Origin of the sequence: Granulicella mallensis MP5ACTX8 (assembly GCF_000178955.2) — a bacterium.
Taxonomy (GTDB): Bacteria; Acidobacteriota; Terriglobia; order Terriglobales; family Acidobacteriaceae; genus Granulicella; species Granulicella mallensis.
On the sequence record NC_016631.1, the window covers coordinates 5,458,162 to 5,473,844 of the forward strand.

The window sequence follows — 15,683 nt, forward strand, 5'->3', positions numbered from 1 at the left end:
CTCCTCTGTTATGGGTTGCTCTGGGAAGTCTACTCGATTCAGGACAATTGCTGACCATATGCCGGAGCATAAAAATCCAAAGCTGCCCATTCGCAAAACGGCGGTGATCTTCCGCAGCCCGTCGAACGGGATCTTCCACACTTGGCCAACTCTGGAGTAGCCTCTACCTGAGGTGAAACATGCGCATTTCCAAATTTCTCAGTTTGCTTATTCTTGCTGCTGGATTTTTGTTCGTCAGCAGCGCTAAAACGCCGGCTCAGGTTTCAGTGGATATCGGGGTAGCCCCGGTCTGCCCCTACGGATATTTCGACTATGCTCCCTATGATTGCGCTCCCTACGGGTACTATGGCCCGGATTGGTTCACTGGCGGCATCTTCATAGGAGCCGGGCCCTGGTTCCACGGTCATCGTGGCTTCTATGGCCATGTCGATAACCGCTTCGATCCTCGTAATGGCTATCATGGCCCGCTGCCAGGCCGCGGCGAGTCGGCGTTCAACCACTTCCACGCGAACGAGGCACGGGACGGACAGGGCCACGTCGGCAATGCCGGTCATGATGCAGGCGGCGAACGTGCTGGTGGATTCCAGCGTGGCGGTGGTGGCCATGCTGGCGGCGGTCACCGCTAGAAATTATTCCATGCTGTCGCGACAGCATGCGTACAGAACCAAGCCACACCGTTTACAGAAAGATTCAGGGCAGAGCCATTCCGGCTCTGCCCTGAATCTTTTGAGGGATGTTTCATTTGAGCAACGTGTCTAATGGCACGCCGCAATCAGGACATCATTGCTGCCCATTTGGAGTTTCAACTGCTGCCCGGTAATTTCTGCTACCGAACTGCTTATCCCCAACTCCGTTGGCCCAACTCGACAACCCGCTGCCCAGGTGCTCGTCAGGTCAACCGTCAAAGCCTCGGACGCCTGGCCACGATGTATGGCTACGAGCACCTTTTGATCGTCCGATGCCGCAGTACAGCCGGATGCTGGCGCATGGGAGCTATCGCGCAGAAAGACCAGCCAGTTCTCGCCACTGTTAAGCATTTGCAGTCCTCCACACGTCAGAGCAGTGTCCTTATGGCGAATGGCTGTAAGCCGCGACACCCAGTCAAACATCGCAGCCTGTTCCGGCGAGCGTCCTGCCGCAGTAAAGGCGTTCTTTGTAGCTTCTGGAAACCCTCCGGGGAAGTCTCTACGATTGTCGGGATCTTCGCCGCCCTTCATCGCAAGCTCGTCGCCTGAATAAATCTGCGGCATGCCACGAGTTGTTAGCAAATAAGCGAAAGCCAATCGCAATGCGGCGTCCGTTGTAGCTCCTTGGCTGAAACGCGCCGTATCATGGTTGCCAAGAAATGGAACAAGCCGTTCCGGATGAGGATAGAGAGAATCTGATTCCAGCACATCGGAGAGCTTCTTCAAGGATTCACCCTTTAGAAAGACATCACGCAAGGCGAAGTAAGTCGGAAAATCGAAAGGTGTAAAAAGCCCTGTATCGACGCCCGCCCGTGTAACTCCTCCGGCAAAAGAAGAAGTAATCACCGGATCTCCATTAAAGACCTCTCCTACCTCGGTCAGCCTTGGATATAACTTTGCCAGTTCACCATGGAACTCATGCCAGAACTCTCGGTCCACGTAGGGAAAGGTGTCGATGCGCAGGGCATCGGCGCCGGTCTGCTCGATCCACCACACGGCATCCTGACGCAGATATTGCGCTACCGCGGGGCTCTCCGTATTCATATCCGGCAACACATTCGCAAACCATCCATGCAAGGTACCAACGCGGTCGCGGTCGGAGGCATGAGGATCGATCAACGCATGGAAGTTCGTCTCAGCCTTGAGGTGGCTCTCCGCAGTGCCATGAAACCAGTCCGGCGCGGGCTCATCATGAACCCACGGATTGCCCGGACCCACATGGTTGGGAACGGTATCGAGCACCAGCTTCATGCCGCGGGCATGCAGTGCCGAGGCCAATACTTTCAGATCATCGAGAGAGCCATAGTGATCGTCCACCCGATACAGATCGGTCGCGCCGTAGCCGTGATAACTTTCCTTTTCGTGGTTCTCGTAAACGGGCGTCGTCCATACCGCCGTCACTCCTAGTTGCTGTAGATAGTCCAGATGCTGCGTCACCCCACGCAGATCTCCGCCATGCCAGCCGCGCGGCTTGTCGCGTTCCGCACGAGCCTCTGCACTGTCCGCGGCGCTGTGTGCTTCGAGACCGTCGTTCGTCAGGTCGCCATCGGCAAAACGATCGGTCATGATGAGGTACATCACATCGCGCGAAGAAAAACCCGCGAAGCCATCGCTCACCGGCCGGCGTGCGGCAAAAGTATACTTCGTCTCCGCAGTCTGGCCATTCCGTCTGGCACGAAGGGTTATGGTCTCAGGTTTAACCGGCGATGCCTCAAGCCACACCTGCGCCCAGTGACCGTTCGCGGAAACAACCGTCTTCTCAACATGCAGTGACGCATCACTCAGCGAAAATTTTGCACCGCTAAAACCTTCGCCGCGCACTAGCAACATGGGCTTCGGCATGGCAGCCCACCAATTGGGAGGATCGACCTTCTCGATCTTCAGCGCGCTTGAAGATATTTGAGCCTGGGTTGGATGGGTTACACATACCCCGGCTAAGAGTGCTGCTGAAATTACGGTCAGACTCGTCCATCTCTCACATTTGCACCAAAACATTTCGTGAATACTCCTGCCGTAAAACCTGCTCTAGAAAAATGCGGCACTGCAAGCATCTTGCAGTGCCGCTGGAGGATGACTGCCCTTAGTTAGAAATTGACGCGGGCAGCGAACTCCATCTGCCGCTCCGACTGCGAACGAACGCTACTGATTGAACCAAAGCTATTGCTGGGCCCAGTCGTAACCGTTCCAGTCGTGAAATCCTTCACGCCATTGTTGATGTCTCCATCAGGATTGCGGAATGCCGGAGTATTGAACAGGTTGTAAGCCTGGGCACGCAGCTGGAACTTCACCCGTTTGGTGATTGTGAAGTCTTTGAAGACCCCAATATCCTCGGCGGTAAAGCCCGGGCCGAAGAACTGGTTGCGTTCTACGTTTCCTGGACGCGTATAGGCTGTGTTTCCGTCTACGACCTGCGTTGTCGGGACGCCGAAGGTACCCGTGAAGTAGGTTCGATTATTAGCCGAGCTGCTACCACCAACCGGGTTCTTTGAAACGTGCTTATAGCTGATCAGATCAGCTCGGTTATCGAGATTCGTTCCCAGTGAATAGCTGGCTGTATTGTTAGCGTTTGTAAATGTAATGAAGTTGGCGCCAGTATTGATATCGAAGGGTGTGCCGCCCTGGACCGTTGTAATGGAATTCAACTGCCATCCACCCAACACTTCATCGACAAGACGAGGAGCGTCCGCGCCGAAGCGCTGACCATGCCCATAAGGGAGGTTATAGACGACCGAACCTACGAACACATTGCGTTGATCCTGGTCTGAGTTTCCGTAATTCAGGCGGAACTGTGGAACTCCATTCGCCATGAAGAAACGGGCACCTGAGCTATTGGTTCCCGTCGCAAAGGCACCGTTGGAATTATCCAGCGTATGCGACCAGGTATACGCACCGGTTACAAGCATGTTATTGCCTACATTACGATTGAGTGCGATCTGCAGGCCGTTATAGTGCCCTGTGCCCTCGGCCAGATTCTCCGTGATGTTCTGGCGATTGGGATAGAACTTTAGATCGTTCCCCAGTTGAAGCGCATTGGCATTGAAGTAAGTTGCGAGATGGTCGCTCTTATTTCCGACATAAGCGATCGTCACGGACGTAAAACGATCCAATTGCTGCTGTAGTTGAAGATCATATTGCTGAACAGAGCTGTTCTGATTCGTCGGATTTTGCGCAATCAGGTTCGAATTCGCAAGAACTGACGGAGTTACCGAGCTTGCTCCGAAGACAGGCAGCGGCAGAGCGGCGGTCGCCAACGTACTATCGTTATTGTTAGTAGGACCTTGCCCCATGAAGGTGATCCGATATCCATTGGCCGCCGTATAAGCCTGGGAACCATTAAAGCCAGGGTTATTGGAGAGCTGGTTGGTAACGCCACCGCGGTCGAGGAAGTAGTAGATGCCATAGCCTCCACGCAACGAGGTTTTACCGTTTCCGAACACGTCATAAGCGAAGCCAATGCGTGGAGCGAAGTTATTCTTGCCCGTATTTACAAGCGAACGTGAGTTCCCACCTACACCGGCAAAAAGGAGCTGGCCTGAGGGAATATCATAGTTCGCCTGATTGTTGTTCTGTTCGTAGGGGAAGGTATAGAGATCGTAGCGAATGCCAAGATTGAGCGTCAGGCGTTGGCTGACCTTCCAATCGTCCTGGACGAAATAACCTGTCTCATAGTTGAAGGTCTTGAAGAAACTGCTGGATACACCAATTTGATAATCCGAGAATCCAGCGAGAATCTCCGAGGTCTCATACCCCGTAAAGCGTCCCGTACCCGGGTAATTAACTCCTCCGAGAACAAAATCGCCCTTCGCATTGTTGCCTTGGAAGAAGTCGACCTCACGATGGATGATGTTCGCGCCAGCTTTAAAGGTGTGGTGTCCATGCGTATAGGTCACCGAGTCTGCAAACTGGAACGACTTCTGCGGCACGGAATAAGGGCCGCCATCGCCGGTATAGGCAATCTCTGTATTCCCGCCGCCGATCAGAGCACCACCGCCCAGAAGCGAGCTGCGATTTGCATTCACAATGCCGAGGTTGGCCGAAACAGCCTCACCCTCCTGTGGATTGATATAGGCATATTCAGGGCGGGTATAACCAAAGCGAAACTCATTGACAATATTCGGAGTGAAGATGCGGGTGTATCCAGCAGCTACGGCGCGTGGGTGATTGACATTGTCACCCGAGGCAAAGCCTGCAGGGAGTTTCGTAAACAGGCTGGTGATGGTGTTATTGTCCTGGCCATAGCTGTACCGGACAAAGAGTGTGTCCTTGCCGGACAGGTGATAGTCCAGGCGAACATTGAAGTCGTTGTAGTTGGTGATGTTCTTCCGAACGACAAAGTAATTATTGATCACGCCAGGATTATTAGGCAGATCAAAAGCATTCAGATAGTTCAGCCCGGCAGCGCTAAGACGATCTTTCGGGATAATATTTGCCTGCGAAGTGCCGGCTCCAAACTGCTGGCAGGTTGTCGGATCGTAGATCGCGCCAGCCACCACAACCGTTCCTTTACAACCTGTCTCGCTCGTATAGTTGCTGGGGTTGCCGGTACTGACGGTGGCGTTATTCAACAACTCCGTGAAGTTACCCTGGCGCATCAGAAGCGTCGGAACGGTCTGAAAACCCGCATCCTGGGGCTGCTTCTGGCGCAGTGCCTGGTAGTCACCAAAGAGGAAAAGCCTGTTTTTCAGGATCGGTCCACCGGCAGCAAAACCAAACTGCTTGCGCTGAAAGGCAGGGGCCGGACCGCCCGGCTGAAAATAAAGCGGGTTCGCGTCAAACACCTGATCGCGGAAGTACGCGAAGGCTGTTCCATGGATTTGATTGGTACCGGACTTGATCGAAGTGTTGACGATGGCACCGCCAGCGCGACCGAACTCAGCCGGAGCAACGGCCGTCGTAACGCGGAACTCCTGGATGGCATCAGGCGAAGGAAAGATGATGATGCTGTTGACCAGCGACTCGTTGTTGTCGGTTCCGTCCAGAAGATAGTTATTGGATTGCGGACGAAGTCCGTTCACCGTTAGCGCTCCACCGCCGCTGTCGGAATAGCGCAGTGTCTCGACGTTTCCGTTTGAACCCGAGGCATCCGAACCGTAGGCGCCGCGCGTGACGCCCGGCGTCAGCGTAGCCAGCTGAAGGAAGTTGCGCTGCCCCAGAGGCAGGTCGACAACCTGGCGTCCCTCGATCACCTCACCGGTCGATGAGGTTGCGAGATCCACCAAGGGAGCGGCATCCGTCACTTCGATGGTGGTGCTCGTCGAACCAGTCGTCATTTTGAAGTCGAGGGTCAGAACCTGCTGCACCTGCAACTCGAAGTTTTGCGACTCCTTGGCAAAACCGTTCATCGTCGACTCAATGCGGTAGTGCCCACGCGTCAGCGCCGGGAAGTTGAAGGCACCATCGGGACCCGAGGGCCTGGACTGGACAACATTTGTGTCCGTGTTGGTCAGGGTCACGGTCGCGCCGGGGATCAAGGCTCCCGTGCTGTCGGCCACAGTTCCGGTAATACGGCCTGTATCCGACTGCGCCCAAAGCCCGGACTGTCCTGCCAACAGGCCAATAACGAGGAGTACGCGGAATATGATTTTCCCCGTCGAACTCAAACTCAAATTTCGTTGCATGGTAATGCCTCCAAAAGGGTGCTCTTGAACCTGGGGTGTCGCAACCTCTCGGCGCGTACTCTTAGGCTGTTAAGCTACGTCGCACACCTTGGAAGATTCCTTCGCATCAGTGCAATCTTCTCGCGTCCCTTTGTCTCTCAATTTTTCATCCACAACTAAACTATCTGCAATCAATTATTTAAACCCGGTTAATCATCCAGCAACAAGGGTGGGCCCGGGATGATAAAGTCTATGACGCACCTGTTTCATATCCCAATGCAAACCCCGATTGCCAATTCGAGACTTACCTTCGGGCTCTACGAAGTCGATCTTCAGGCGGGGGAACTTTGGAAAGCGGGCTTTCGCATCAAGCTGCAGGGACAGCCCTTTAAAGTCCTGACAGCACTTCTTGAACGGCCGGGTCAGGTCGTTACCCGTGAGGAACTCCAACTTCGGCTTTGGGGAAAAGATACGGTCGTCGATTTCGACCACTCACTGGGCACAGCTATTAATAAGATCCGCGAAGCCCTGGGCGACTCCGCCGAAAATCCCCGCTTCATTGAAACCCTCGCGAGGCGGGGCTACCGGTTCATCGCGCCTGTCGGCTATGTGCCCGCAGAGGGGACGCCCCAACCTGTCTCCGAACCGGATAAAGAAGCTGCCTCTACAGAAAGCGCGGCCCCGGCCTTAGCCGCCATCGGAGTTCAGGCGGATTCCCGCTCTTCGGTTGTTCCGGTGATTCAAACCTCAACTGCGCGGCCCCTCTGGTGGGCGATCGCCTCTGTGGCTCTCGTTTCGGTGGCAGTCGCCGGATACCTCGCAGGCACCTCCCGAGCTACGACGGCGCCACCCCACATTACGCAGATCACCCACGACGGCCACCTGGCTCCCAGCGTCAACACCATAGAAAATCACATGGCAAGCGCGACGGACGGCGTTCGTCTGTTTGCCCCGACCTTAGAAAACGGCCATGCGGGGCTGGCTGCCGTGTCTCTCTCGGGAGGTTCAGTCACCCCCATGAGCATTCCGCCCGAGGTAGCGAGTCCGGCGCTGGGGAACATCTCTCCCGATGGCTCTCAGCTGTTACTGCGCGACCATCTCTCGCCGGAGTCCGAGCAACCGCTCTGGATCGTTCCAACGCTTGGCGGTTCGGCCCTACGCGTGGGGAATATTCTGGCCCACGACGCTACCTGGATGCCCGACGGCAAAGAGATTCTCTACGCCATCGGCAACGATCTCTACCTGACCCACCTGACCGGCAACAAGCCCGAACTCTATGCCTCGCTTCCAGGCCGCGCCTTTTGGCTGCGCTGGGAGCCGAACGGCAAGCTGCTTCGGTTCAGCATGATCGACCCCATCTCGCACACGCTCTCGCTCTGGCAACTGGCCGCGTCCGATCGCAGGCCGGAGCCCGTGCTCGCGGGATTCAGCAACCCCTCGTCCGAGTGCTGCGGGGTCTGGGCCAATGGTGGCCGCACCTTCGTCTTTCAGTCCTCGCACGGCGGAAATACCGATCTCTGGAAGCTCTCGGGCGAATCGACAAAGAACCCGGTGCGCCTGACCGATGGGCCGCTCGAGTTCCAGTCTCCAGTGGCCGCTCCCAACGGCAGCCGCGTCTTCTTCCTGGGAGTCGATGCGCGCTCGGAGCTTGAACGAGTGACTCCGAATGGCGAACTCGTTCCCGAAAAAGGCTTCCTCTCCTCAGCGGTTCGGGTCGACTACACCCGCGACGGCAAATGGGTCGCCTGGACCGACAGCGCAGGTCAACTCTGGCGAGCCAACGCAAGCGGTGAAGAGAAGCTGCTGCTTACGCCCGACACCTTCGATGTCTTCCTGGCCCACTGGTCGCCGGACGGCTCACGACTCGCCCTGATGGCGCGCGAGCCCGGCAAGGCATGGCAGATCTACCTGGTCGGCGCGAACGGCAACGATCTCGCGCCGCTCCTGCAGGAGTCGCGCAACGCCGCCGATCCCTCCTGGTCGCCCGACGGGCAGTCGCTTGTCTTTGGCCGTATCAACGATGCGATGGGCAAAGAAAACGCCTCGCGCACGCTTCATATCTTCCACCTGAAGACGAACCAGATGGAGCAGGTCCCAGCCTCGGATGGCCTCTTCAGTCCGCGCTGGTCCCCGGACGGTCACTACATCGCCGCGCTCACGCTCGATCAGCGGCAGGTCAAGCTTTACGACGTTGCGGATCATACCTGGAAGGCGCTCTCCGTTCCCTCCGGCGCCGACCCGGTCTGGGCATCCGACAGCCGCTCGCTCTACGTGCATGGCTCGCTCGTTCCGGCACAGCCTATCTACCGCGTCAGCATCCCCGATGGCCACGTGCAGGAGATCGTCCGCCTAGCCGACTCGCGAGAAAACGATGCGGTTGATTACGTCTTCGGCGGCCTAACTCAGGACAACACCCCCCTGATCCGCGCTCGCATCTTTGCCGGAAACTTCTACTCGCTCGATCTGAAGTAATCCTGCCAGCCCGACCTGCTTAATCCATCCCGTCAAACCACTGATCCTACATCGCTTACCTGTTGACTCAAAAATGAGTAACTGAGGGAGAACCTTGCATTGCAGTGATCCGCGACGAATGCCGACTCTATGCCCATGTCCGCATTCCTACAGAGGAAGACCACGCTCTGCTTCGCTCTCTCCGTTCTTGCGCTGGCGAGCTTAAGCGCCGCCGCTCAATCCGCTCCCGCTACCCTTAGCGGATTCCAAGCCACGGCATCGCTTACCGGACTCACCCATACCGCGAGCGGCATCGAGCTCTCGAATGCGGTCTCAACGTTGAAGATCGACGCCATGCGTCCGGATGTTCTGCGGGTGCGGATCTATCCTAACGGACATCCCGCCGAAGACGCCTCCTGGGCGGTGCTACCGGAGGCCCGCACATCACGGATTGCCGTGACAGCAGAAGACGCAGGCTTCAGCACCTCAGCACTCCGGATAGCGGTGGACGCTGAGCTGCGCATCGTTGTGTCCGACCTTGCCGGCAACGTGCTGCAAAGAGACGCCGCACCGGCCGCGTGGGATGGAACGGGATTCAAAGTCAGCAAGCAGAAGACCGGCGACGACCACTTCTTCGGCCTGGGCGATAAGCCCGGTCCGCTCGACCGCGCCGGGGAGTCCTTCGTCATGTGGAACACCGACAGCTTCGGCTGGCAGGAGTCCACCGACCCCATCTACAAGTCGATTCCCTTCTTCCTGGAGATGCACGGCGGTCGGAGCATCGGTGTTCTCTTCGACAACACCTTCCGCACCTACTTCGACTTCGGCCACGAACGCGCCGACCGCTATACGTTCAGCGCTCCGGACGGCCCGCTCGACTACTACCTGCTCTACGGACCGGAGCCGAAACGCGTCATCGAGACCTATGCCTGGCTCACCGGCCCGACACCGCTGCCGCCGCTCTGGGCGCTTGGCTTTCAGCAGTCGCGCTATACCTATATCCCGCGCACCAAAGTGGAAGAGATCGCCTCCCGCCTGCGCGCCGACAAGATTCCTTCGGACGCTATCTATCTCGACATCGACTATCAGGATCACAACCGCCCCTTTACCGTCGACCAAGGGAGTTACCCCGACTTTCCCGGCCTCATCCACGAGCTTGCCGCAGAGCACCTCCACACGGTACTCATCACCGATCCGCATATCGCCAACCTGCCCCATCAGGGATATAAAGCCTACGACACCGGCGAGGCGGGCGACCACTTCGTGAAACGCAACGGAGAGAACTATGTCGGCCCCGTTTGGCCCGGGCCCTCCGTCTTTCCCGACTTCACTCGCCAGCAGACGCGCGCCTGGTGGGGCACCCTCTACAAGGACTTCGTCGCCGATGGCGTCGCAGGCTTCTGGAACGATATGAACGAGCCCGCGGTCTTCACCTATCCCACCAAGACCATGCCCGACGACGTGAAATACCGCATCGACGAGCCTGGCTTCTCACCGCGCACAACAACGCATCTCGAGATTCACAACATCTACGGCCTGGAGAACTCACGCGGCACACGGGAGGGCCTGCTCGCACTGCAGCCGAATGTGCGACCCTTTGTGCTGACCCGCGCTAGCTATGCCGGAGGCCAGCGCTACGCCGCGACGTGGACCGGCGATAACTCCTCGACCTGGAACCACCTTCGCCAGACCACGCCACAGCTTCTCAACCTCGGCCTCAGCGGCTTCTCTATGTCCGGTGCGGACGTTGGCGGCTTTGCGGGTTCTCCTTCGCCCGAGCTGCTGACGCGCTGGCTGGTGCTGGCGGCGTTTCAGCCCATCGACCGCAGCCACGCCGCGAAAGGCACACGCGACCACGAGCCCTGGGTCGACGGCCCGGAGCAGGAGAACATTCGCCGCCGTTACATCGAAGAGCGCTACCGGCTGATGCCCTATCTCTACACCACGGCCGAAGAAACCTCGCACGACGGTGTGCCGATCCTCCGCCCCCTCTTCCTGGAGTTCCCGCACGCAGCAAGCGATAGCCATCCGCTCGATCAGGACGCGCCGGGCGAGTTCTTCTTCGGCCCGTCGATTCTGGTTGCCGCCTCGCCTTCGCCGGAAGAGGTCGCACCTTACACGGTCGTCCTGCCGTCAGGGCTTTGGTACAACTACTGGACCGGAGAGAAGCTCGATCGTCGTGCGCCGCTCGGCTCACGCGATCTCGAAATCCGCGACCCGACCGTGACCGATACTCCTGCGTTGCAGCCCATCATGGTGCAGCCCAGCCTGGGAGAACTGCCCCTCTACGTTCGCGCAGGCTCGATCATCCCCATGCAGCCGCTGGTTCAGTCCACCGAAGAAAAGCCCAGCGGGCCGCTCACACTGCGCGTCTTTCCCGGCGACAACTGCCATGGCGATCTCTACCAGGATGACGGCAAGAGCTTTGACTATCGCAAGGGTGCTTACCTGCGGCTGCACTTCACATGCAATGTCGAGGCAGATGGTTCGTTGACCGTCACGATTCCCAAACGCGAAGGCAGCTTCACGCCCTGGTGGACAGCGTTTCGGATCGAGGCTGTGGGCTGGACGCCTTCGGCGACGCAAGCCGTTGTTGGAGGGCATCGTTCTACGCTCGAGCATACGACGTTGGGGTGGGCTGTGACGATTGGCGATAACGGCAAGCCGCAGACGGTTGTGTTGCGGTAGCGTCCTGAGTTGTTTGTTGAATTTTGTCCCCCCACAGAGACGTCATCCTGAGCATAGCGCCTCGCGTTTTTTGCGAGGTGCGGAGTCGAAGGACCCCGAAAGACTTGATCTCACCCAGGAGGTTGGGACCTTTTCCCGCACGAGAGTTCAGGCTCGAGCGCTCGAGGTAGAGAAACTCCAAAGGGCATAGGCAAGAGGTCAACCCTCGGGGTCCTTCGACTACGCGTCCCCAAAGGCCGGGACGCTCCGCTCAGGATGACGATTCGGCGAGGAGACGTAAAGCAAAGCTATGGGAGCCGTAGCCTGATGCTGAAGCATCAGGGAACGCGCTTCGCGCCGAATCAAACTCAATATCCGGACAGGGTGACACGTCTTGGCCAGCGACAACACACCCTAAGGCTTGTCCGCAGGCGGCGTTGTAACCGTCGTATCGCCATCCACCCAATAACTACTTCTCGCCTGAACGACAAGATCGGAATAGTTCTTGAGCTGCAGCGTGACGGAATGCAGCCCCGGATGCGGCGACTGCGGATGGAAGCTCAGAACGTAGCGATTCGGGATGTGGTTGGAGATCGTAAAGAGGTCACGCTGCAGGGTCTTGGCGTCCTTGTACTTGAAGTGCTCGCCGCCTGTAAATTTGGCGACGTTCTCGGACGCATTCGAGCGCATCGCGTTGGTCGCGGCAATCACGGCCATCTTGATCAGCCGCAGGGGAGGAGCCAGTTCCGCGAAGCAGTCAAAGTTCTGCGTTGCGCGGCCTTCATAGGTAGCGGGGTCCTGGTTCGGGTCTTTGCTGAAGCATCCATGCGGAGGCCCAGGCTCATTAGAGCTAAACTTGGAAGCCTCGTGCTTGATCTCGGCCTTGGTGCTCGCGAAGCCCACGCTGTAGATGGCGGTGTTGGTATCGCTGATCGCCTTTAGCGCGTCTTCGAGCTTCGTGTGGCTGCCGTGATCGATCGTCTCGCTCAACAGAAGAATGGCGCGCCGGTAGGTCGTCGGCTGCTTGCGCAGCATGTCGACCGCGTAAGAGAGCGCGTCGAAGATAGCCCCCTTCTGGTCGCCCGGATCGAGGTCGGCGAGCACGCCGGCCGCGCCATCGATATTGCGGGTGAAGTTCTGAAGCAGCTGCGGTTCGCTATCGAAACCGACAACGGCCACCCGATGCTCGATACCGCCCAGCATGTTGTCGAGCATCGGTGCGAGGTCGCGATAGTCCTGGAGGTGCTGGGCGCCATCGCTGCCCGTCTCGACGAGAACGACCAGAGCCAGGGGTTGACTGCCGGAGTCTTCCTCCAGCGAAAGCTTCTGCTCGACCCCGTCGTCCGTGAGCACAAAGTCATCGGCTTTGAGCGTATAGACGAGCTGCCCTGATTTCGTTCTAACGAGCGCCGGAACAAGCACCAGCGTCGAGTGCACAGTAAGGGTCGCAGTCTGCGAGTCCGGCTGCTGCTCGGGTTGCGGAGTGGGGGGCGCAGGGGTCTGTGCCAGCAGGGCTGGCATTCCCAGAAGCGCGACGGCGGCAAGGAGCTTCATGAACACGCTGGAGTCAGTGTAAACGGAGATACCTTCTGTCCCTTAAATCCACGGCAGGCAAAATAGTCATCTATCGCTAAACGGTTTTCAATCTTGCATCTCCCCACTGGCATCGTGCCAGAAAGGGGGTACCATAGAATGTTTGCCGCTCGCCCCGCTATTTGAGTCAATCGAGGAGTAACAAAGAACATCATGATTCCGAAGACCATGCAGGCCCTTGTAAAAGCAACCGCCGCACCAGGAATGGAGATGCGCGAGATGCCGGTTCCAGCCCTTGGAGCCAGCGATGTACTCGTTGCCGTAGAGACAGCCTCCGTCTGTGGCACCGACCTGCACATCTATCACTGGGACGAGTGGGCCCAGGCCCGCATCAAGCCTCCCTACATTCCGGGCCATGAGTTCTGCGGCACCGTGGCGGCTATCGGCGAACTGGTACAGGACGTCCAAGTGGGCGACTTCGTCTCCGCCGAGATGCACGTTGCCTGCGGCCACTGCCTGCAATGCCGCAGCGGACAGGCGCATGTCTGCCAGTTCGTGAAGATCCTCGGCGTCGATGCCGATGGAGCCTTCGCCGATTACGTCCGCATTCCAGCAACGAACATCTGGAAGCTCAGCCCGGCGATTCCGCGCGACTTCGGCTCGCTCTTCGATCCGTTTGGGAACGCGGTACATACGGTCCTGTCAGGACCCATCGCCGGACAGACGGTCGCAGTCACCGGGTGCGGCCCCATTGGGCTGTTCTCGATCGCCGTGGCCAAGGCCTGCGGCGCGGCGCATATCTTTGCCATCGAACCGAATGCGCAACGCCGGGAACTCGCTCGGCGCATGGGAGCCCGCACCCTGCTGGATCCCGCAAGCGGAGATATCGAGCAGCAGGTAAAGACCGCGACCGGCGGCAACGGTGTCGATGTGCTGCTGGAGATGTCAGGCCATCCCTCTGCGATCGCTCAGGGTTTCCGTCTGCTGCGCATGGGCGGACGCGCGTCGCTGCTGGGCATTCCGTCGCGTCCCGTGGAGATCGATCTTGCCAACGCCGTCATCTTCAAGGGGGCGACAGTGCACGGCATCAACGGACGCAAGATGTATGAGACCTGGTTCCAGGCCGAGGCGCTGCTGCGCGAGAGCGCCATCGATCTCGCGCCGGTCATCACACATCGGCTCCCTCTGGCGCGGTTCGACGAGGCCATGCACCTGCTCGAATCGGGCGAGGCGAGCAAGATTCTGTTGACGGTAAAGCGGTAGAGCAATTTCAGGCAGTGCGTGCTCTAAGGTCGGATCACCCTAACATTGTCATCTCGACCGAAGCATGATGGCTTTATCGTCATGCGAAGTGGAGAGACCTGCAGTTTGTCTGTACGGGCTATGGTGCCTGCACGGGCAAGCTGCAGGTCTCTCCGCTACGGCGGCAAAAAGCGCCGCCTCCGGTCGAGATGACAATGCAGAGGATAATCGAAAAGAACCGCAGCATTACAAATGTCTCATTCAAGCGCGTGACAAGAGCATAAGAAAATGAATAAGCTGCTCTGCATGAGATTCATTGCTTGCGTCATTCTCTTCGCCCTGGGTGTGCCGGCTCTTGTTGCACAGGCACCCAAACCGCGCGTCTTTCTTATCAACGCCTCTGCTCTAATTCATGAAAAACAGCATCCCAACACAGACCTCCTGAAGCTGGTGCGGAAGGACGCAGATGCGGCGCTGCAGACTCCGCCCTTGACCATCACAGTCAAAACGAAGACTCCACCCAGCGGCGACAAGCACGACTACATGAGCATGGCTCGCTACTGGTGGCCTAATCCGAATACCAAGGATCACCTGCCGTACGTGCGGCACGATGGCCTATCGAACCCCGAGATCAAAGGCATCACCGACCACGAGCTTCTGGACCGTGTAGCCGCAAGTTCGCGAGCACTGGCTCTGGGCTGGTACCTGACCGGCGATGAGCGCTATGCCGCCCACGCGACCCTGCTGCTGCGCACGTTCTTTCTCGACAAGGCGACAGCAATGAATCCGAACCTGGAGTTTGCACAATACGTCGCGGGCGTGAACACGGGCCGAGGCACTGGCGTCCTCGATGCACGAGGCCTCTCGATCGCAGTCGATGCAGTAGGCATGCTCGCTGGATCGAAGAGCTGGACGCCCGAAGATCAGGCCGCGCTACAACACTGGTTCGGCGAGTACTACACCTGGCTCACGACTTCGAAGAATGGCAAAGAAGAAGCTGCTGCCGCGAATAATCATGGCTCCTGGTATGCGGTGCAAGCCGCATCGATTGCCATGTTCCTGAGCAAGACCGATGACGCGCAGAAGATTGCGGAGCGGGTGCGCGATCAGCGGATTCCCTCGCAGTTCGATGCGCAGGGCATGCAGAAGTATGAGCTCGCGCGGACCAACTCGTTCTCTTACAGCGCCTTCAATCTGGATGCCCTGACGAACCTCGCAGCAATTGTTGCTCCTACCGGCATCGACCTCTACAAGCCGGTGAAACCGGGCGCGCCGGGCATTCTGACAGGAGTCGATGCCCTGCTGCCCTACGACGCACAACATCCGTGGCCGCACGATCAAATCAGCAAGGGCAAGGAAGATTCTCTCTGCCCCGCTCTGATTCGTACCGCAGCGCATACACAGGATGCAAAGTACGCCGAGGCTGAGAGACGGTTCGACTGCAAGCAGACAGCAGTAACACTGCTTGAATCGCCCACCCGCTCAAACTAACTGAAGGTGCAAACGC

Annotated in this window: 8 protein-coding genes; 5 read left to right on the plus strand and 3 right to left on the minus strand. The window is 58.1% G+C overall.

From position 1 onward, the window contains the following. Nucleotides 1–179 precede the first annotated feature (179 nt). Nucleotides 180–626, plus strand: coding sequence for a hypothetical protein (locus ACIX8_RS21125; protein WP_014267423.1), 447 nt, complete (start codon nt 180–182; stop codon nt 624–626). Between the two features lie 129 nt (nt 627–755). On the opposite strand, the gene ACIX8_RS21130 is transcribed toward ACIX8_RS21125, so the two are convergent. Next, nucleotides 756–2,528 (minus strand): alpha-amylase family glycosyl hydrolase, encoded by a 1,773-nt coding sequence (locus ACIX8_RS21130; RefSeq protein ID WP_396247876.1) that lies wholly within the window; start codon nt 2,526–2,528, stop codon nt 756–758. A gap of 242 nt (nt 2,529–2,770) precedes the next feature. Beyond that, on the minus strand, nt 2,771–6,304 hold the full coding sequence (locus tag ACIX8_RS21135) for a TonB-dependent receptor (protein WP_014267425.1): 3,534 nt from the start codon (nt 6,302–6,304) through the stop codon (nt 2,771–2,773). A 255-nt stretch (nt 6,305–6,559) separates the two neighbouring features. On the opposite strand from ACIX8_RS21135, the gene ACIX8_RS21140 reads away from it, so the two are divergent. Together ACIX8_RS21140 and ACIX8_RS21145 are read left to right on the plus strand one after the other, a co-directional pair. Next, on the plus strand, nt 6,560–8,755 hold the full coding sequence (locus ACIX8_RS21140; protein ID WP_150110698.1) for a winged helix-turn-helix domain-containing protein: 2,196 nt from the start codon (nt 6,560–6,562) through the stop codon (nt 8,753–8,755). 129 nt (nt 8,756–8,884) lie between these two features. Next, the gene (locus tag ACIX8_RS21145; RefSeq protein WP_223295408.1) at nt 8,885–11,422 is read left to right on the plus strand and encodes a glycoside hydrolase family 31 protein; all 2,538 of its coding nucleotides are present in this window, start codon (nt 8,885–8,887) and stop codon (nt 11,420–11,422) included. A gap of 393 nt (nt 11,423–11,815) precedes the next feature. Here the strand turns inward: ACIX8_RS21145 and ACIX8_RS21150 are convergent, their stop codons facing one another. Further along, nucleotides 11,816–12,955 carry a VWA domain-containing protein gene (locus ACIX8_RS21150; protein WP_014267428.1) on the minus strand — a complete coding sequence of 380 codons (1,140 nt, stop codon included), beginning with the start codon at nt 12,953–12,955 and terminating at the stop codon, nt 11,816–11,818. Nucleotides 12,956–13,147: 192 nt separating this feature from the next. Here ACIX8_RS21150 and tdh point away from each other — a divergent pair, with 192 nt between their 5' ends. Together tdh and ACIX8_RS21160 are read left to right on the plus strand one after the other, a co-directional pair. Beyond that, nucleotides 13,148–14,197, plus strand: a complete 1,050-nt coding sequence (tdh, locus tag ACIX8_RS21155; RefSeq protein WP_014267429.1) for an L-threonine 3-dehydrogenase — start codon at nt 13,148–13,150, stop codon at nt 14,195–14,197. Between the two features lie 285 nt (nt 14,198–14,482). Continuing rightward, nucleotides 14,483–15,667: an alginate lyase family protein gene (locus ACIX8_RS21160; RefSeq protein ID WP_190273716.1), complete on the plus strand. Its 1,185-nt coding sequence runs from the start codon at nt 14,483–14,485 to the stop codon at nt 15,665–15,667. Nucleotides 15,668–15,683: the final 16 nt, after the last annotated feature.